This window comes from Naasia aerilata (assembly GCF_030296595.1).
Classification (GTDB): domain Bacteria; phylum Actinomycetota; class Actinomycetes; order Actinomycetales; family Microbacteriaceae; genus Naasia; species Naasia aerilata.
Genome location: NZ_AP027731.1, coordinates 1,556,216 through 1,575,376 on the forward strand (window position 1 = coordinate 1,556,216; position 19,161 = coordinate 1,575,376).

General features: G+C 69.4%; 18 protein-coding genes and 1 pseudogene. 8 read left to right on the forward strand and 11 right to left on the reverse strand.

The features are described from left to right. Window positions 1–36: 36 nt before the first annotated feature. The 11 genes from QUE51_RS08410 to sdhC all read right to left on the reverse strand — a co-directional run bounded on the left by QUE51_RS08410 (window position 37) and on the right by sdhC (window position 9,349). Entirely contained in the window at window positions 37–777 is a 741-nt protein-coding gene (locus tag QUE51_RS08410; RefSeq protein WP_286279050.1) for an HAD family hydrolase, read from the reverse strand. Beyond that, window positions 762–1,337: a GNAT family N-acetyltransferase gene (locus tag QUE51_RS08415; protein ID WP_286279051.1), complete on the reverse strand. Its 576-nt coding sequence runs from the start codon at window positions 1,335–1,337 to the stop codon at window positions 762–764. Before QUE51_RS08415 ends, QUE51_RS08410 begins: the two co-directional genes overlap by 16 nt. A gap of 1 nt (window position 1,338) precedes the next feature. Beyond that, window positions 1,339–2,376 carry a tryptophan--tRNA ligase gene (gene trpS, locus QUE51_RS08420; RefSeq protein WP_286279052.1) on the reverse strand — a complete coding sequence of 346 codons (1,038 nt, stop codon included), beginning with the start codon at window positions 2,374–2,376 and terminating at the stop codon, window positions 1,339–1,341. Window positions 2,377–2,386: 10 nt separating this feature from the next. Then, the gene (locus tag QUE51_RS08425; protein WP_286279054.1) at window positions 2,387–3,229 is read right to left on the reverse strand and encodes an exodeoxyribonuclease III; all 843 of its coding nucleotides are present in this window, start codon (window positions 3,227–3,229) and stop codon (window positions 2,387–2,389) included. A 93-nt stretch (window positions 3,230–3,322) separates the two neighbouring features. Beyond that, a complete protein-coding gene (locus QUE51_RS08430; RefSeq protein ID WP_286279055.1) occupies window positions 3,323–3,664 on the reverse strand; it encodes a hypothetical protein in 342 nt (113 codons plus the stop codon). Next, a complete protein-coding gene (locus tag QUE51_RS08435; RefSeq protein WP_286279056.1) occupies window positions 3,661–4,521 on the reverse strand; it encodes a YihY/virulence factor BrkB family protein in 861 nt (286 codons plus the stop codon). The genes QUE51_RS08430 and QUE51_RS08435 overlap by 4 nt, the downstream gene beginning before the upstream one ends. A gap of 159 nt (window positions 4,522–4,680) precedes the next feature. Further along, entirely contained in the window at window positions 4,681–5,280 is a 600-nt protein-coding gene (locus tag QUE51_RS08440; protein WP_286279057.1) for an endonuclease domain-containing protein, read from the reverse strand. 425 nt (window positions 5,281–5,705) lie between these two features. Next, complete coding sequence (locus tag QUE51_RS08445) at window positions 5,706–6,506, reverse strand: succinate dehydrogenase iron-sulfur subunit (RefSeq protein WP_286279059.1); 801 nt, start codon at window positions 6,504–6,506, stop codon at window positions 5,706–5,708. Between the two features lie 37 nt (window positions 6,507–6,543). Beyond that, entirely contained in the window at window positions 6,544–8,454 is a 1,911-nt protein-coding gene (gene sdhA, locus QUE51_RS08450; RefSeq protein ID WP_286279061.1) for a succinate dehydrogenase flavoprotein subunit, read from the reverse strand. Beyond that, the gene (locus tag QUE51_RS08455; RefSeq protein ID WP_286279065.1) at window positions 8,451–8,930 is read right to left on the reverse strand and encodes a succinate dehydrogenase hydrophobic membrane anchor subunit; all 480 of its coding nucleotides are present in this window, start codon (window positions 8,928–8,930) and stop codon (window positions 8,451–8,453) included. Before QUE51_RS08455 ends, sdhA begins: the two co-directional genes overlap by 4 nt. Further along, window positions 8,930–9,349 carry a succinate dehydrogenase, cytochrome b556 subunit gene (sdhC, locus tag QUE51_RS08460; protein WP_434017263.1) on the reverse strand — a complete coding sequence of 140 codons (420 nt, stop codon included), beginning with the start codon at window positions 9,347–9,349 and terminating at the stop codon, window positions 8,930–8,932. The genes QUE51_RS08455 and sdhC overlap by 1 nt, the downstream gene beginning before the upstream one ends. 174 nt (window positions 9,350–9,523) lie before the next feature. On the opposite strand from sdhC, the gene QUE51_RS08465 reads away from it, so the two are divergent. The 8 genes and pseudogenes from QUE51_RS08465 (at window position 9,524) to QUE51_RS08500 (ending at window position 19,127) form a co-directional block, all read left to right on the forward strand. After that, on the forward strand, window positions 9,524–10,675 hold the full coding sequence (locus tag QUE51_RS08465; RefSeq protein ID WP_286279066.1) for a mannose-1-phosphate guanylyltransferase: 1,152 nt from the start codon (window positions 9,524–9,526) through the stop codon (window positions 10,673–10,675). Between the two features lie 110 nt (window positions 10,676–10,785). Continuing rightward, entirely contained in the window at window positions 10,786–11,916 is a 1,131-nt protein-coding gene (locus QUE51_RS08470) for a BMP family lipoprotein (RefSeq protein ID WP_350226746.1), read from the forward strand. A 170-nt stretch (window positions 11,917–12,086) separates the two neighbouring features. Beyond that, a complete protein-coding gene (locus tag QUE51_RS08475; RefSeq protein ID WP_434017264.1) occupies window positions 12,087–13,202 on the forward strand; it encodes a BMP family lipoprotein in 1,116 nt (371 codons plus the stop codon). A gap of 84 nt (window positions 13,203–13,286) precedes the next feature. Then, window positions 13,287–14,800 (forward strand): annotated as a pseudogene (locus QUE51_RS08480) (ABC transporter ATP-binding protein). After that, the gene (locus tag QUE51_RS08485) at window positions 14,790–16,061 is read left to right on the forward strand and encodes an ABC transporter permease (protein WP_434017253.1); all 1,272 of its coding nucleotides are present in this window, start codon (window positions 14,790–14,792) and stop codon (window positions 16,059–16,061) included. Before QUE51_RS08480 ends, QUE51_RS08485 begins: the two are co-directional and overlap by 11 nt. Window positions 16,062–16,111: 50 nt before the next feature. After that, a complete protein-coding gene (locus tag QUE51_RS08490) occupies window positions 16,112–17,338 on the forward strand; it encodes an ABC transporter permease (protein ID WP_286279320.1) in 1,227 nt (408 codons plus the stop codon). Further along, window positions 17,335–17,763, forward strand: coding sequence for a cytidine deaminase (locus QUE51_RS08495; protein WP_286279071.1), 429 nt, complete (start codon window positions 17,335–17,337; stop codon window positions 17,761–17,763). Before QUE51_RS08490 ends, QUE51_RS08495 begins: the two co-directional genes overlap by 4 nt. Window positions 17,764–17,843: 80 nt before the next feature. Further along, complete coding sequence (locus QUE51_RS08500; RefSeq protein WP_286279072.1) at window positions 17,844–19,127, forward strand: thymidine phosphorylase; 1,284 nt, start codon at window positions 17,844–17,846, stop codon at window positions 19,125–19,127. Window positions 19,128–19,161 lie beyond the last annotated feature (34 nt).

A 19,161-nucleotide genomic window follows, 5' to 3' on the forward strand; every position in this document is an offset into this window, starting at 1 on the left:
TGGAGGGCTCAGAAGCGGGATTCTTCGGCAAGTCGCTCAGGGTGCCGCCACCACAACCGGGAGCTCGGCCAGGCTGCGGATGCGCACCACGCCCAGGTCTTCCGCCTCTCGCAGATCGGCCGGGTCCGACTCCTCGCCGGGCCGGTCGAGCCAGATGCCGCGCAGCCCGGCCGCGGCGGCGCCGATCGCGTCGGTGCGGAGCCGGTCGCCCACGTAGACGGCGTCCGACGGGAGCGACCCGAGCCGCTCGCACGCGAGCTCGAAGATCCGCCGATCCGGCTTCGTGACCCCCACATCGCCAGACGCGACGATCACGTCCATCCGCTCGCCGAGCCGGGTGGCGTCGAGCCTCGTCATCTGGAAGTCGAGCTCGCCGTTCGTGATGATGCCGAGCTTCACGCCGGGGATCCGGTCGCGCAGCGTGTCCAGGCACGGGAGGGCGTCGTCGTGCAGGCGCCAGGCGTTGCGGTACTCGCGGTGGTAGCCGGACCACCAGTCGTCGGCGCGGGCGTCCCCGTCCAGGCTGCCGCCGAGAGCGGACATCAGCCCGCGTGCCCGCACCCGGCGCTGCTCCAGGTAGCCGAGCTCGCCCGCCAGGTACCGCGGGTAGTGCAGCTCCTCCAGGTCCCGCCACTGCTCCAGCGTGGCTGCGCGGTCCTCGACGACGGTCCCGATCGCGTCGAGGTGGGCGAGGATTCCTGCCTCGACCGCGCCCCGATGCGCGAACAGCGTGTCGTCGAGGTCGAACAGCACAGCGCGGATCACGGCAGCGGCCATTGCAGTGACTGGCGCAGTTGCGACGAACCGGCGGGACGCTGCTGCGAAGCGTGAAGCACCCCGTGCCACGAGGCCGGGAAGCTCCCGTCCCGGTAGGGCACGGAGCTGGGGGCCTCGCCCGTGAAGGCGAAGCCGGCCTTGCGTGCGAGCGTCGCCGATGCGGTGTTCCCCACGAGGCACTCCCACCGCACAAGGGGGACGCCCGACTGGAATGCGAAGTCGACAACAGCGGCGACGGCCTCGCTCATGTAGCCGCGACCGCGGAACGGCGCGCCGAGCCAGTACCCGAGGTCGGAACGCTCTGAACGGAACGCGACGACGCCGAGAAGCGCGCCCTCATCGCGGAGGCGGAGAGCCCAGGTGCACTCCCGGCCGTCCATCCATCCCTGGGGCACGAACTCGCGGACAAAGGACTCGGCGTCTGCGCGGCCATAGGGCCACGGCACGGTGAGGTAGCGCTCGAACAGCGGGTCCTGGCAGTAGCGGACGATGTCGTCGACGTCCTCCTCCAGCGGCTGGTCCAGGACCAGCCGGTCAGTGCGGAGGACGACGGGCGTCACGTCAGCGGCGCCGCGGCAGGAAGCCGATGCGCTCGTAGACGCGCGCCAGGGTGCGGTTCGCGATCTCCTCCGCGCGCTCGGCGGCCGCGCCGAGGATGCGGTCGAGCTCGGCGGGATCGTCGAGCAGCTCCAGTGTCCGGGCCCGGATGGGCTCGAACACCGCGACCACGGCATCCGCCAGGTCCTTCTTGAGGTCGCCGTAGCCGCGCCCCTGGTACTGGTTCTCGAGCAGCGGGATGGGGGTGTCGGTGAAGGCGGACAGCATCGTGAGCAGGTTGGAGACGCCGGGCTTGCCCGCCGGGTCGAACACGATCTCCCGCCCGGTGTCCGTCACGGCCGAGCGGATCTTCTTCGCGTTGCGCGAGGGTTCGTCGAGGAGCCGGACGAGACCGGCGTCGCTCTCCGCCGACTTGCTCATCTTCGCGGTCGGGTTCTGCAGGTCGTAGATCCGGGCACCCTCCTCGAGCGTGAGGGTCTCGGGGATCCGGAATGTCTCGCCGAAGCGCGAGTTGAAGCGCTGGGCCAGCGTGCGGGTCAGCTCGACGTGCTGCCGCTGGTCGTCGCCGACCGGCACGATGGCGGTGTCGTAGAGGAGGATGTCCGCCGCCATGAGCATCGGATAGGTGAACAGGCCCACGGAGGCGGAATCCGTGCCCTGCTTCGCCGACTTGTCCTTGAACTGCGTCATCCGGCTCGCCTCGCCGAAGCCGGTGATCGTGTTCAGCACCCAGGCGAGCTGGGAGTGCGCCGGCACGTGGGACTGCACGAAGAGGATCGACCGCGACGGATCGATCCCGGCCGCGATGTACTGAGCCGCCGTGCGCCGGGTCTGGTCGCGGAGCGCGGCCGGATCCTGCGGGTTGGTGATCGCGTGCAGGTCCACGACGCAGAAGATCGCGTCGTGGGTCGCCTGCAGCTCTCGCCACTGCAGGAGGGCGCCCACGTAGTTCCCCGCGTGCAGCGAGTCGGCGCTCGGCTGCATGCCCGAGAAGAGGCGGGTGCCGGCGGTCCGCGGCCGGTCAGGGGTCGTGTCGGTCATGGCTCCTGGCTCAGAGGTCGTAGTCGACCACGACGGGCGTGTGGTCGGAGAAGCGGGTGTCGTAGGAGGCGGCGCGGTCGACCGAGTACCCGGCGACGCGGTCCGCGAGCGGCTTGGTGGCGAGGTGGTAGTCGATGCGCCAGCCGGAGTCGTTGTCGAACGCCTTCCCGCGCCAGGACCACCAGGTGTACGGGCCGGGCACGTCGCCCGCCGCCTTGCGGCCCACATCCACCCAGCCGAGTCCCGCGCCGTCGTTGTACAGCTCCTGGTCCTCGGCTCCGACGAAGCGGTCGAAGTACGCGCGCTCCTCCGGGAGGAACCCCGCGCGCTTCACGTTGCCCTTCCAGTTGCGGATGTCGAGCGTCCGATGGCCCACGTTGAGGTCGCCGACCACGAGCGCGAGCGGGGTGTGGGCGGCGAGCTCGGGCAGGCGGCTCTCCACCGCATCCAGGAACCGGTACTTCTCCGCCTGCTTGTCCGTCTCGGCGACGCCGGACGGGACGTAGGCGCTCACGACGGTGAGGATCGTCCCGTTCACCTCGTAGTCGGCCTCGAGCCAGCGTCCCGCGGTGTCGAACTCCTCCTCGCCGATGGCGACACGGTGGATATGCGCGCGGTCCCGGCTGGCAATCGCGACGCCCGCCCGGCCCTTCGCGGTGGCGGCGTCGTGGAGGATGCTCCAGTCCGGTCCGAGCAGCTCCTCGAGGTCCTCGGTGCTCGCGCGGACCTCCTGCATCGCGAGGATGTCGACCTCACGCCCGTCGAGCCAGTCGCCCATGCCGCGGCGGAAGGCGGCCCGCACGCCGTTGACGTTGACCGTGGCGACGCGGAGGGGCGAGGTGCGGGCGGCCATGCTCTTCATCCTATTGAGCGCCGCCGACGGCCCCTTCCGTGCCCGCGGCCGTGGGAGTGGCGCCGCTCGGCTGCCGGCGCCCGGTGCGCGGCCCTATTTCGGCGAGCCGGCGTCCTGCTCGGCGAGCTCCTCCGTGGTCGGCACGGCCTTGCGGCGGCGGGCCTCGGTGCGGACGTCCCGGGCGATCCGGCGGCCGAGGCGCCACTTCTGGATGCCGCGCGCGGACCGGTACTCCTCCTCCGCGCGCTTGTGGTTGGCGTCGGCGACGAGGCGGCGCGCCTCCTCGAGGCGGAGCGCATCCTGCACCGCCAGGTCTTCGTCGGAGAGGGTGCGCGCCTCGATGCCGGCGTCGTTCATCCCGACCTCGATCCAGGACGCCGCGAGCAGCAGCACCTGGCAGAAGAAGTTGTAGAAGATCAGCAGCCCGATGATCACCGCGAAGCCCGCGAGCAGGGGTTGTTGCGAACACCGCCGATGAGGCCGAGCGTGAAGGCGCCCTTGAGGATGTCGATCCCGACTGCGCCGATCAGGGCACCGACTGCGAGGCGGCGCAGGGGAATCGGGACGGCGGAGAGCACTCGGAAGGCGGCCGCCACCGTCACGAAGTCGACGAGGAGCACCAGCAGGTTCCCGATGATGGTGGCCACCGCAGTGGCGAACAGCGACTTGTCACCGATGCCGAGGAAGTTGAAGACCGTCTCGAGGATGCCGTTCGTCAGGAAGGTGAGGCCCGCGGAGACGAGGATCAGGACGCCGAATCCCAGCGCCAGGCCGAGGTCCCTGAGCTTCTGCAAGAGGAAGAAGGTCGTGTCGCCGGGCAGGTCGAAGATGCGCCGGATCGCGTCGCGCATGGAGGCCAGGAAGCCGAGCGCGGTGAGGAGCAGGCCGACGAGAGCGATGGCGCCCGTCCAGGTCAGCCCGCCTGCCGAGAGGAGGTCGTCCGGGTCGATGACTCCGCCCTTGGCGACGAGATTGGGCACCGTCGAGTTGATGCCGCTGACGAGGCCGTCGCGCAGCACGACGTTGCCGGAGATGATGAACCCCGCGACCGAGAACGTCACCCACAGCGCCGCGAAGGTGGCGAAGACGGCGTTGTAGCTCATCCCCGCTGCGAGGAGCGGTCCGCCCTGCTGGTTGTAGTGCTGGAACACCCGCACCGGCCGCGACTGCAGCACCTTCGCGAGGAGCGCGGCGAACCCGGTCTTCGGCTCCTCGGGCGTCGGCTTCGCACTCGGCGCGGTGGCGACCGCCTCGTCATCCCGAACGGCCAGCGCGTCGGCGTCTCTCGCCATCCTCGAAGCCTAGGGGGACCGCCGTCCGGTTCCCGCGCAGGCGCTCTCGCAACGCCCCTTTCCCTCAACAGGCATTCCTGCCTTGAACAGGCTGGAGAACGGGAGCGGAACCTGTTGAAGGCAGAAATGGCTGTCGAGGGACGGGAGGCTCCCGGCCAGTCAGTGCTGGCGGAGCGCTGCCTGGACGGTTGCGAGAATGAGCGGCCACTCGTAGAGAACGTGCGCGTAGCTGAAATGCAGCGCGAGCACCCCGTGCTGGAGCAGCAGGGCGCTGCGCCGACGGTCCGCCGAGAATGCCCGCTCCTGCGCATGGGTCTCGCGGCCGTCGAGCTCGATCGCAAGCCAGCCGTCGATCAGCAGATCAACTCGACCGACTCCCGGCACCGGCACTTGGGGAACGGCGGTGATGCCTGCCTCATGAAGGCGGTACCGCGCGATGGACTCGATGCCCTCTTCGCTTCGGCCGTCCACCAGAGGGGCGAGCTTGCGGACATGCGCAGGCATAGCGGCGAGGACGGACTGCACGCCGCCGAGCGAAGCCATGCGCCGGTGCAGCAAGGAGTCGAGGACTGCGATCGCAAGATGCGGCGGCTGGCACTGAGCCGTGTGTTCCGCGGCCACCAGTACCGGGCTGATGCCGTCATCCCACTCGACCCGGTCGGTCCTGGACCGCCAGTGCACGGTGACGCCCGCCCACTCGTCTCCCCGAGCGGCCCGCATCCGGCGCCCGTCCGCCGAGAAGGGCATGGCGACGTGCATCCCGGACTCTGGAGGGTGCCAGGCGCCGTGCACGCGCAACGCGGAGACGCAACCCAAGCGTGCGCCGAGGCGGATCGCCCTGATCGACTCCGGATCGGTTCCCGGCTCCGCGTACCATCCCCGGACAACTCTCCAAAGGTGGCCGGATTCGACGGCGTGCTGCATCGCAGCCTTGGTCCACCCGCGCTCGCGCAGCGTCGCCGTTCTGATCAGCTGAGGTCCTGGCACGACGGAGATCGTGCGGCGAGCACGAGGCGCTGTGCGTCGCCCTCCCGGATCCGTGGGCCGGCACCGGAAACCTCACCCTGTTGAGGGCGCTCGGCTCACTCTCCCTCAACAGGCAGATTTGCCCCTAACAGGTTCTGAGGAGGGACCTGACCCTGTTGGAGGAATTTCTGCCTGTTGAGGGAAAGAGAGGAGGCGGGTCAGGAGGCCTTGCCGGTGAGGAGGGCCTGCTTCACTTCCTGGATCGCCTTCGTGATCTCGATGCCGCGGGGGCAGGCCTCCGAGCAGTTGAAGGTGGTGCGGCAGCGCCACACGCCTTCCTTGTCGTTGAGGATGTCGAGGCGCACCTGGGAGGCCTCGTCGCGGTCGTCGAAGATGAACCGGTGCGCGTTCACGATGGCGGCCGGGCCGAAGTACTGGCCGTCCGTCCAGAACACGGGGCAGGACGACGTGCACGCGGCGCAGAGGATGCACTTCGTGGTGTCGTCGAAGCGCTCGCGGGCGACCGGGCTCTGCGTGCGCTCGCGGCGGGCGGGCGGCGCGCTCGACGCGATGAGGAACGGCTGCACCTGGCGGTACGCCTCGAAGAAGGGCTCCATGTCGACGACGAGGTCCTTCTCCAGCGGCAGACCCTTGAGCGCCTCCACGTAGATGGGCTTCGACGGGTCGAGGTCCTTGATCAGCGTCTTGCAGGCGAGCCGGTTGCGGCCGTTGATCCGCATCGCGTCCGAGCCGCAGATGCCGTGCGCGCACGAGCGGCGGAAGGTCAGCGACCCGTCCTGCTCCCACTTGATCTTGTGCAGCGCGTCGAGGATGCGGTCCGTCGGCAACACGCGGACGTCAAAGTCCTCCCAGCGCGGCTCGTCGTCCAGCTCCGGGATGTAGCGCCGGATGATCAGCGTGATCACGAATGAGCCGGGAGGGGCGTCCTCCACGGCGGTCGTCTCGGTGGTCCGCTCAGGCACCCGGGTCTGGGCGGCTTCGATGGTGACGGTCGACATCAGGACTTCCGTTCCAGGTGGGAGGAGGTGGAGCGCATCAGTACTTGCGCTCCATGGGCTGGTAGTTGGTGATCACGACCGGCTTCCAGCCGAGGTCGATGTGGTCGTCCGCGTGCGAGCTGTGCGGGTCGCCCGTGAGGTAGGCCATCGTGTGCTTCATGTACTCGGCATCGTCCCGCTTGGGGAAGTCGTCGCGCATGTGGCCGCCGCGGCTCTCCTTGCGGTTGCGCGCCGAGTAGACGACGACCTCCGCGAGGTCGAGGAGGAACCCGAGCTCGATCGCCTCGAGCAGGTCGGTGTTGAACCGCTTGCCCTTGTCCTGCACTGCGATGTTCTTGTAGCGCTCGCGCAGCCCGACGATGATCTCCATCATCTCGCCGAGGGACTCCTCGGTGCGGAACACCTGCGCCTTGCGGTCCATCTCGTCCTGCAGCTCCTTGCGGATCGAGGCGATCCGCTCGGTGCCGGTGGAGGCCTGCAGTTGCTCGATGAGGTCGCGGATCGCGCCCGCCGGGTCGTGGGGGAGCGGCACGAACTCCGCATCCTTCACGTACTCGACCGCGTTGTTGCCCGCCCGCTTGCCGAACACGTTGATGTCGAGCAGCGAGTTGGTGCCGAGGCGGTTCGAGCCGTGCACCGAGACGCACGCGCACTCGCCTGCGGCGTAGAGGCCCGGCACGACGGTGTCGTTGTCCGCGAGGACCTCGGCCTTCACGTTGGTCGGGATGCCGCCCATCGCGTAGTGCGCGGTCGGCATGACCGGCACCGGCTCCACGACGGGGTCGACGCCGAGGTAGGTGCGCGCGAACTCGGTGATGTCCGGGAGCTTGGTCTCGAGCACCTCCGCGCCCAGGTGGGTGCAGTCGAGCAGCACGTAGTCCTTGAGCGGACCGGCGCCGCGCCCTTCCGCGACCTCCTGGACCATGCAGCGCGAGACGATGTCGCGCGGGGCGAGGTCCTTGATCGTGGGGGCGTAGCGCTCCATGAAGCGCTCGCCGTCCGCGTTGCGGAGGATCGCGCCCTCGCCGCGGGCGCCCTCGGTGAGGAGGATGCCGAGGCCGGCCAGTCCTGTCGGATGGAACTGGAAGAACTCCATGTCCTCAAGCGGCAGGCCCTTGCGCCAGACGATGCCCACGCCGTCGCCGGTCAGGGTGTGCGCGTTGGAGGTCGTCTTGTAGATCTTGCCGAAGCCGCCGGTCGCGAAGACGACCGCCTTGGCCTGGAACACGTGCAGCTCGCCCGTCGCCAGCTCGTAGGCGACGACGCCCGCGGGGCGGCGCTGCTTCTTCTTGCCGTGGCCGACCTCGGTCATGATCAGGTCGAGCACGTAGAACTCGTTGAAGAAGTTGATGCCGTGCTTGACGCAGTTCTGGTACAGCGTCTGCAGGATCATGTGGCCGGTGCGGTCCGCCGCGTAGCAGGCCCGGCGCACCGGGGTCTTGCCGTGCTCCGCGGTGTGCCCGCCGAAACGGCGCTGGTCGATCTTGCCGTCCGGCGTGCGGTTGAACGGCAGGCCCATGTTCTCGAGGTCGATGACGGCGTCGATCGCCTCCTTGGCGAGGATTTCGGCCGCGTCCTGGTCGACGAGGTAGTCGCCGCCCTTGACCGTGTCGAAGGTGTGCCACTCCCAGCTGTCCTCTTCGACGTTGGCGAGCGCCGCCGCCATGCCGCCCTGCGCCGCGCCCGTGTGGGAGCGGGTGGGGTACAGCTTCGAGATGACCGCCGTCTTCGCCTTCGGGCCGGCCTCGATGGCCGCCCGCATCCCCGCGCCGCCGGCGCCCACGATCACAATGTCGTACTGGTGGTAGTGCACCCCGTCGTAGACCGGTCCTGTGCCCTCCTCGGTGTAGGAGAACCGGTTCTCCGGGTCGCGCTGGTGGCCCTTCTCCGGATTCGTGCGGTCGTGCATGATCCGGCTGACGAGGCCGGGCTGATCCCCGACGCTCACTGGACCGCCGCGCAGAAGCTCGGCAGGAGGTCCGCATTGGACGTCGCGGGGCAGGGGTCGAAGGTGAAGATCACAAGGGTCCCGAGAATCAGGAGGACGACGGTCGAGCCGAGCAGCGCGCTCTTCATGAGGAAGTGCGGGCTGAGCAGCCGGCGCAGACCGCGGCCGACAGGCGAGATGGAGTAGTCGTTGATGAGGGTGCGGATGCCGTTGGCGCCGTGGACGAGGGCGAGCCAGAGCAGCAGGAAGTCGTAGACCTGCCAGAACGGGCTCGCGTACTTCCCCGCGACGAAGGCGAAGTCGAGCGCGGAGACGCCGCCGCCCGCATACAGGTTGACGAAGAGGTGGCCGAAGATGAGCACCACGAGCACGAGGCCCGAGACGCGCATGTAGATCCAGCCCCACTTCTCCCAGTTGCGGCCGCCGCGGCGCCGCACGACGTTCTTGGTGCGCGGGTCGTCGAGTGTCACGGCCATCAGGCACCCCCGCCGAACACGTGCATCAGGTGGCGCGGCGCGAAGCCCAGGAGCAGCACGACCCACAGCGCGATCACGATGTAGAACATGAGCCGGTGGTTGCGGGTCCCGACATTCCAGAAGTCGATCAGGATGATCCGGAGGCCGTTCAGTCCGTGGAAGCCGATCGCCGCGACGAGCGCCAGCTCGCCGAGACCCATGATCGGGTTCTTGTAGGTGTTGATGACCGCGTTGTAGGCCTCCGGGCTGACCCGGATGAGCGCGGTGTCCAGCAGGTGGACGAGCAGGAAGAAGTAGATCCCCACTCCGGTGATTCGGTGCAGGACCCACGACCACATGCCTTCGCGACCGCGGTACACCGTCCCTGCGGGCCTCCTCGGCAGCGAGAAGCGCCGGCTGCGAAGGCTCGTGGGGTTCAGTGTGCGGGATCCGGAGGGTGTGGGCGTGGGCAACTGCGTGCTCTTCAGCGACACGACTGTTTTCCACCTTCCCGGGGCTGGGCTCGGATTGTTGTCAATCCTACGCCGGGCCGAGGACGTCACTTGCCGCCCCTCTCACCCAGTGGAACGGAGTGCCTGCCCTAGTCTGTGGGCGTGAGCGAGAGCGGAATCCTCTGGGGCGGACGGGGTACGGAACCCGAGGCGGTCGACCGCTTCTACAGCGTCATCCCAGCGGGTGGGATCGGCTCCCGGCTGTGGCCGCTGTCCCGCGCCGCAGCCCCGAAGTTCCTGCACGACCTGACGGGATCGGGCCAGACCCTGCTCCGCGACACCTGGAACCGCCTTGCGCCCATCTCGGGCCCTCACCGGATCATGGTCGTCACGGGCCGGGCGCATCGCGCCGCCGTCGAGGAGCAGCTCCCCGAGCTGACGGACGAGAACGTCGTGCTCGAGAGCGAGGGCAAGGACTCCTCGGCCGCCATCGGACTCGCCGCCGCGATCCTGCAGAAGCGCGAGCCGGGCGTCATCATCGGCTCTTTCGCCGCCGACCACGTCATCAACGACAACCGCCGGTTCCGGCAGTCCGTTGTCGAGGCGATCGCCGCGGCCGACGCGGGCTACATCGCCACGATCGGCATCACGCCGACCGAGCCGGCCATCGGCTTCGGCTACATCAAGTGCGGCGAGCCGATCGACGTGCCGGGCGCGCCGGATGCGCTCGCCGTCGAGGGCTTCGTCGAGAAGCCGAGCCTCAGCACCGCCCGGAAGTATGTGGCGGCGGGCACCTACCTCTGGAACGCCGGGATGTTCATCGCCCGGGCGGACCGGCTGCTCGAGCAGCTGGGCAAGACGCAGCCCGAGCTCCTCGCCGGGCTCCTGGAGCTGGCCGACGCCTGGGACACGCCCCGCCGAGGCGCGGTCGTCGACCAGGTGTGGCCCAACCTCACGAAGATCGCCATCGACTACTCGGTGGCCGAGCCCTCCGCGAAGGAGGGACTCCTTGCGGTCATCCCTGGCGACTTCGCGTGGGACGACGTCGGAGACTTCGGCTCGCTCGCCAAGCTCCAGTCGGGCGGCAGGAAGTCGGACCTCGCGATCCTCGGCGAGAACGCCCGCGTCCTCGCCGACTCGTCGAGCGGCATCGTCGTCAGCGAGACCGGCCGGCTCATCAGCCTCATCGGCGTTGACAACATCGTCGTGGTGGACACCGCGGATGCGCTCCTCGTCACGACGAGCGAGCACGCCCAGCGCGTGAAGGCCGTCGTGGACGCGCTCAAGCTCTCGGGGCGCACCGACGTCCTCTGACGCCGTCACGAAACCGTAACGAACGGCTTTCGGGCCCTCCGGCATCGACGGCGCCGCGGCGTGCGCGCCACTATGGACAGCACATGTCCGCGCACCGGAGGAAAGAGCTCATGCGCCGAAGCACCGTCCGCCGTCTCGTCCCGCTCGGCGGGATCGCCGTCCTGCTGCTCGCCGGCTGCGCGCCCGCGCCCGAGCAGTCGGGCTCGTCGACGGACGCCGCCGCGTCCGACTACTGCGCCCGCATGGTCACGAACTCCGGCGGGCTCGAGGACAAGTCGTTCAACCAGACGAGCTGGGCGGGCCTGCAGGAGGCCTCGAAGAAGTACGGCATCGAGGCCGACGTGCTCGTCTCGACGAGCGAGACCGATGTCGGACCCAACACCGAGCAGGCGGCGGCGTCCGGCTGCCAGTTCGTGCTCACCGTCGGCTACGAGCTGACCGCCGCGACGCTCGAGCAGGCGAAGGCGAACCCCGACACGCACTTCTCGATCGTCGATGAGACCGCGGATGCGGACGGCGACGGCAAGCCGGACGCCGACAACGTCAAGCCGATCGTCTTCGACACGGCGCAGGCCTCGTACCTCGCGGGATACCTCGCGGCCGGCGTCTCGAAGACCGGCGTCGTGGGCACCTTCGGCGGTGGCAACCAGCCGCCCGTGACCCTGTTCATGGACGGCTTCGTCGACGGCGTCGCCAAGTACAACGAGGCGCACGGCGCCCAGGTCAAGGTGCTCGGCTGGGACAAGGCCGCCCAGGACGGCGTCTTCACGGGCGACTTCGAGAATGTGAACCTCGGCAAGACGACCGCGCAGGGCCTCATCGACCAGGGCGCCGACGTGATCCTGCCGGTCGCCGGCCAGGTCGGCGAGGGCGGCCGCAGCCGCGCTGGAGACCGGCGGCGTCTCGATCCTCTGGGTCGACAACGACGGCTACGACACTCTCCCCGCGGAGTACCGGCCCATCCTGCTGACGAGCGTCCTCAAGAACTCCACGGACGCGATCGTGCAGGTCGTGGGCGACGACATCGACGGCAAGTTCACCAACGACCCTTACGTGGGCACGCTGGAGAACGGCGGCGTCGGCATCGCCGACTTCCACGACATGGCGTCTTCGGTGCCCGCCGCGCTGTCCGCCGAGATCGACAAGCTGAAGCAGGACATCATCAGCGGCGCGATCACCGTGGAGTCGCCCTCGACGCCGTGATCGCGGCGGAAACCGCTCGTCCGGACATTTCCGGATGATTACGGCTCAATCGCACTTTCATAACGTCTTCGACACTCGGCCTTCAGGTGCCGCTCAGGCGCGCGTAACGCTGTGTAACGTGGGCCCCGATCGTGCCCGGCGCACACCGGAAACGGTCACTTCTCACTCCGCGCGCGGCCGATCGTCGCGACGCGATCATCTGGAGGACATCGTGATCATCACTCCCCGCAGAGGGCTCGCAGCCTTCGCGTCGGTCGGCGCCGCCGCCCTTCTTCTCGCCGGCTGTGCGCCGGCACCCTCGTCGAGCGGCTCCAGCACCGCCGCCGGCGGCTCCGACTCCGGCACCGACGTGGTGCCCTGCATGGTCTCCGACACCGGCGGCTTCGACGACCACTCGTTCAACCAGCTCGGTGCCGAGGGCCTCGAGGACGGCGCGAAGGCCATCGGCGCCAAGGCGACGAAGGTCCAGTCGGACACCGACGCGGACTACGCGCCGAACATCGACAACCTGCTCTCGCAGGGCTGCACCCTGATCTTCACGGTCGGGTTCAACCTGTCGGCGGCCACGGTCGAGGCCGCGCAGGCCAACTCCGACGTCGACTTCGCGATCATCGACGATGCGGCGGACAACGACTTCGACGGCAAGACCGACGCGGACAACATCAAGCCGATCCTGTTCGACACCTCGCAGGCGGCGTTCCTCGCCGGCTACGCGGCCGCGAGCTACTCGAAGACGGGCATCGTCGGCACCTACGGCGGCATGAACTTCCCGACCGTGTCGATCTTCATGGACGGCTTCGCCCAGGGCGTCGCGTACTTCAACACCCAGAAGGGCAAGTCGGTCCAGGTCCTCGGCTGGGACTCGGCCAAGCAGGACGGCACCTTCATCGGCGGCTTCGAGGCCGGCACCGACTCGCTCCAGGCCGCGCAGAACCTGATCGACCAGGGCGCTGACGTCATCCTCCCCGTCGGCGGACCGATCTACCAGAGCGCTGCTCAGGCGATCAAGGACTCCGGCAAGGACATCGCGCTCATCGGCTGCGACGCCGACCTCTACGAGAGCGACCCGAAGTACAAGGACATCTACCTGACCTCCATCCTCAAGGGCATGCGGGTCGGCACGGCGGATGTCATCGAGCAGGCCGCCGACAGCGGCTTCGACACCACCCCGTACCTCGGCACGCTCGAGAACGAGGGTGTGGGCATCGCCCCGTTCCACGACTTCGAGTCGAAGGTGCCGAGCGAGCTCCAGGGTGAGCTCGACGACATCCAGTCGCAGATCGTCAGCGGCGACCTGCAGGTGAAGTCCTACCTCGCCTCCTAGGAGACGACAGCGGAGGCCGGGGAAGCGCATGCTTCCCCGGCCTTCTGCGTTCCCGCTCACCCTCTCGCCCCTAGATTGGTTCTCGTGAAACTCGAACTCCGCGGCATCACCAAGCGCTTCGGATCCCTGACCGCGAACGACGCGATCAGCCTCACCGTGGAGCCGGGGAGATCCACGCCCTCCTCGGGGAGAACGGCGCAGGCAAGTCCACCCTGATGAACGTGCTCTACGGCCTGTATCAGGCGGACGAGGGCGCCATTCTGCTCGACGGGGTCGAGCAGCACTTCGCCGGACCGGGCGACGCCATGCGTGCCGGAATCGGCATGGTGCACCAGCACTTCATGCTGATCCCCGTATTCACGGTGGCCGAGAACGTCATGCTCGGCCACGAGGAGACGAAGGCCGGCGGCCGCCTCGACATCGGCGCCGCGCGGGCGCGCGTGCGCGAGATCTCGGACCGCTTCGGCTTCTCCGTTGACCCGGACGCCCTGGTCGAGGACCTGCCCGTCGGTGTCCAGCAGCGCGTGGAGATCATCAAGGCGCTCTCCCGCGACGCGAAGGTCCTCGTCTTCGACGAGCCCACCGCGGTGCTCACTCCGCAGGAGACCGACGAGCTGATCGCGATCATGCGTCAGCTGAAGGAGGCGGGCACCTCCATCGTCTTCATCACCCACAAGCTCCGCGAGGTCCGCGCCGTCGCCGACCGCGTCACCGTGATCCGCCTGGGCAAGGTCGTCGGCGAGGCCGACCCGCGCTCCACCAACGCGGAGCTCGCCGCGATGATGGTCGGACGTGCCGTCGACCTGACGGTCGACAAGGGGCCGGCGAACCCCGGCGGACCCGCGCTCGTCGTCCAGGGCGTCTCCGTGCTCGATCCGGGCGGGCAGAAGGTCGTCAACAACGTGAGCTTCGAGGTCCGCCGCGGCGAGATCCTCGCCATCGCGGGGGTCCAGGGCAACGGCCAGACGGAGCTCACCGAGGCGCTTCTCGGCCTGCAGCCGCGCGTCACCGGACAGATCACGCTGGACGGCAAGCCGCTCGTCGGCCTGCCCGTCCGCAAGGTGCTCGACGCCGGCGTCGGCTTCATCCCCGAGGACCGCACCGAGGACGGGCTCGTGGCCGAATTCACGATCGCCGAGAACCTCATGCTCGACCGCAGCACCGGCGCTCCCTTCGTCAAGGCCGGCACTCTGCAGCTGAACTACCTGCAGGAGTTCGCCGAGCAGAAGCGGGTGGAGTTCGACATCCGCACCCAGACCGTGCAGACCCACGTGGGCCGCCTCTCCGGCGGCAACCAGCAGAAGGTCGTCCTCGCCCGGGAGCTCAGCCGCGACCTGCGGCTCTTCGTGGCGGCGCAGCCCACCCGTGGCCTCGACGTCGGATCGATCGAGTTCGTGCACACCCGCATCGTGGAGTCCCGCGATGCCGGCATCCCCGTCATCGTGGTGTCCACCGAGCTCGACGAGGTCGTCGCGCTCGCGGACCGGATCGCCGTGATGTACCGGGGCGCCATCGTCGGGATCGTGCCCGGCGACACCCCACGCGACGTGCTGGGTCTCATGATGGCGGGCGAGAAGCCCGAGGAGGTTGCGGCGTGACCGACCAGCAGATCCCCGCGCGCGGCCAGGACGCGCCCAAGGTGACGGACGAGCCCGAGAAGGAGCCGGGGAGAGCCGCTGGCACCTGTTCCTCCGGGAGCTGACGACCGGCAGCGTCCTCATCTCGGTCCTCGCCGTGCTGCTCTCGATCATCGCGGGCGGCATCCTGATCGCCGTCACCGACGAGCGCGTGCAGGCCGCGGCCGGCTACTTCTTCTCCCGTCCCCTCGACACGCTCAACGCGATCGGCCAGTCGGTGGGCGGCGCCTACTCCGCGCTCTTCCAGGGCGCGATCTACAACTTCCGGCGCCCCGGCTTCGCGGCCGGCATCCGGCCCCTGACCGAGACGCTGACGTTCGCGACGCCGCTCATCGCCGCCGGGCTCGGTGTGGCGCTCGCGTTCCGCGTCGGCCTGTTCAACATCGGCGGCCGCGGCCAGATGCTTCTCGCGGCTGCTGCGGCCGGCTGGGTCGGGTTCTCGCTCGACCTGCCGCCGGTCGTGCACCTGCTGTTCGCGGTGCTCGTCGGCATTGTGTTCGGCGGCCTGTGGGGCGGCCTCGCCGGCCTGCTCAAGGCGCGCACGGGTGCCCATGAGGTGATCACGACGATCATGCTCAACTACATCGCCTACTACCTGGTGTCCTTCCTGCTCCGCACGCCGGTCCTGCAGGCCCCGGGCAGCAACAACCCGAAGACGCCGGCGATGAAGCCGAACGCGACCTACCCCGACCTCTTCGGGCCCGGGTACAACCTGCACGCCGGGTTCCTGTTCGCGATCGTCGCGACGATCATCGTCTGGTACCTGCTGAACCGCTCCAACCTCGGCTTCCAGTTCCGCGCGGTCGGGGAGAACCCGAACGCCGCACGGGTCGCGGGCATCAACGTGAAGAGCGTCTACGTCTGGGCGATGGTGATCTCGGGAGGCCTCGTCGGCCTCGCGGGCACCGCCCAGGCCCTCGGCACCATCAAGACGGGCTTCGGCTCCGGCATCGATGCCGGCATCGGCTTCGACGCGATCACCGTTGCGCTCCTCGGCCGATCCCGGCCGTGGGGCGTCTTCGCGGCGGGACTCCTGTTCGGCGCCTTCAAGGCCGGCGGGTTCTCGATGCAGGCCGCCGAGGGGGTCCCCGTCGACATCGTCCTCGTCGTCCAGTCCCTCATCGTGCTGTTCATCGCGGCCCCGCCGCTGGTGCGCACCATCTTCCGCCTGCCGACCCCCGGGTCGCGGGCGCCGCGTCGGCGAGAGGCGGTGGCCAAGTGACGGTCGCAGCGGTCCCGGTCAACTCCGAGCCGGCCCTCGAGCGCACCGTGATGCGCAGCTGGAAGGTCCCGCTCGCGCTCGGCATCTTCGTCGTGATCGCGGCGGTGCTGTTCATCGGCTTCGGCCGGGACGGCGTCTCCACGTTCCGCCTGGCGACCGACAGCGACGCCTTCAAGCTGCCCGACCTCGTCATCCCCACTCGCGTCGGCTGCGTCGTGATGACCGTGCTGCTGGCCGCGATCACCGGCTACACGGTGATGCTCGCCCGGGCGGCCCGGCGGGTCCCGCTGTGGCTCATCGCCGTCTACGGCGTGCTGTTCGTCGTGGACTTCCTCACCTGGGCCTCGGCCGGCGCGGCCGTGCCCGTGCCCGGCCTGCTCGTCGGCACGCTGGGCCTCAGCGTGCCGCTCATCTTCGGCGCCCTCGGCGGCGTGATCGGTGAGCGGGTCGGGGTCGTCAACGTGGCCATCGAGGGCCAGCTGCTCGCCGGCGCGTTCGCGTCCGCCGTCGTCGCCTCGGTCACCCAGAACGCCTACGCCGGGCTCCTCGGCGCGATGATCGCGGGCGTCCTCGTGTCCTTCGTGCTGGCCGCGTTCGCCATCAAATACCTCGTCGACCAGGTCATCGTCGGCGTCGTCCTCAACGTGCTCGTGACGGGCCTCACCAGCTTCTTCTTCTCGAAGGTGCTCACGCCGAACTCGGCCGTGCTCAACTCCCCGCCCAAGTTCGAGCGGATTCGGATCCCGATCCTCGCCGACATCCCGATCGTCGGGCCCGCGCTGTTCCGGCAGACGATCATCGTCTACGTCATGTACGTGGCCGTCGCGCTCGTCTGGTTCTGCCTGTTCAAGACCCGCTGGGGCCTGCGCCTCCGCGCCGTCGGGGAGCACCCGACCGCCGCGGACACCGTGGGCATCAACGTGGCCCGCACGCGGTTCTGGAACGTCTCGCTGGCCGGCGCGATCGCCGGCTTCGGCGGCGCCTACCTGACGCTCGGTGCCGTCGGCTCCTTCAACAAGGAGATGACCGCGGGCGCGGGCTTCATCGCCCTCGCCGCCGTCATCTTCGGGCGCTGGGATCCGCTCCGCGCGACCCTCGCCGCGCTGCTGTTCGGCTTCGCGCAGAACCTGCAGAACGTGCTGAGCATCATCGGCTCGCCGGTGCCGAGCGAGTTCATGCTCATGCTCCCCTACATCGTCACGATCGTCGCGGTCGCCGGACTGGTCGGGCAGGTGCGCGCCCCTGCGGCGTCCGGCAAGCCGTACGTGAAGTCATGACCGACGCGCAGAGCTCCACGGTCGACTGGGACGGCCTGCGGGCCGTGGCGGTCGAGGCGATGCAGAAGGCGTACGTCCCGTACTCCCGATTCCCGGTCGGCGTGGCCGCCATCGTCGACGACGGCCGCGTCATCAGCGGCTGCAACGTCGAGAACGCGTCCTACGGCCTCACACTGTGCGCTGAGTGCACACTCGTGTCGAACCTCATCATGACGGGTGGCGGCAAGCTCGTCGCGTTCACGTGCGTCGACGGGGACGGCGGCGCCCTCATGCCGTGCGGACGGTGCCGTCAGCTCCTGTTCGAGCACTCGGCGGAGGGCATGCTGCTGGAGACCGTCAGCGGCATCCGCACGATCGACGAGGTCATCCCGGACGCGTTCGGCCCCCGCACCCTGGCGGCATACCGCGCCGAGCACGACGCCTGACTCTCCTCTCCGCCGAGCGCGCCCCGTGCCGGCGCTGCGGAGCGCGCTCGGTGGCAGCCGCGCACCGCTAGCGTGGAGGCGTGACTGAGGCTTTCGACGCCGTTGACCTGATCGTCGCCAAGCGGGACCGGCGGGAGCTGACGACCGCCGAGATCGACTGGCTCGTCGACGCGTTCACCCGCGGCTATGTCGCGGACGAGCAGATGTCCGCGTGGGCCATGGCGGTGCTGCTCAACGGCATGACCCGCAGCGAGATCCGCGACCTGACGCTGGCGATGATCGCGAGCGGGGAGCGGATGAACTTCGACCGGCTCAGCAAGCGCACCGCCGACAAGCACTCGACGGGCGGAGTGGGCGACAAGATCACGCTGCCCCTGGCGCCCCTCGTCGCGGCGTTCGGCGTGGCGGTCCCGCAGCTCTCCGGGCGGGGCCTCGGCCACACGGGCGGCACTCTCGACAAGCTGGAGTCGATCCCGGGCTGGCGCGCCGACGTCGCGCCGGACGCGATGCTCGCTCAGCTCGAGGACGTCGGCGCCGTCATCTGCGCCGCCGGTGCGGGGCTGGCCCCCGCCGACAAGCGGCTCTATGCGCTCCGCGACACGACGGGCACGGTCGAGGCGATCCCGCTGATCGCATCCTCGATCATGTCGAAGAAGATCGCCGAGGGGACGTCGGCGCTCGTCCTCGACGTGAAGTTCGGCGAGGGCGCATTCATGAAGGACCTCGACCGAGCGCGTGAGCTCGCGCGCACGATGGTCGACCTCGGCAGGGACGCGGGCGTCGCGACGAGCGCGCTGCTGACCGATATGTCGATTCCGCTGGGGCTCACCATCGGCAACGCCCTCGAGGTGCGCGAGGCGGTCGAGGTGCTCGCCGGAGGAGGACCGGCGGATGTGGTCGAGCTCACGGTCGAGCTCGCGCGCGCCATGGTCGCCTCCGTGGGCATGGCTGACGCCGATCCCGCCGCGGCTCTGGCCGACGGCCGGGCGATGGACGTGTGGCGCCGGATGATCTCCGCCCAGGGCGGCGACCCGGACGCGCCGCTCCCGACGGGCCGCGAGACGCACGTCGTGACGGCGGACGCGTCCGGCATCCTGACCGAGCAGCACGCGCTGCCGTTCGGCATCGCCGCCTGGCGCCTCGGCGCGGGCCGGGCGCGTCAGCAGGATCCGGTGTCCGCGGGTGCCGGCATCGAGCTGCACGCGAAGCCGGGTGATGCGGTGACCGAGGGGCAGCCGCTCTTCACGCTCCACACGGACGAGGAGTCCCGGCTCCCGCGCGCCCTGGAGGCGCTCGAGGGCGCGTGGTCGATCGGCGACACGGCCCCGGCGGCGCGTCCCCTGATAGCGGATCGCATCTCCTGACGCGCGGCTGTTCTGACCAAATCAAGGACAATCG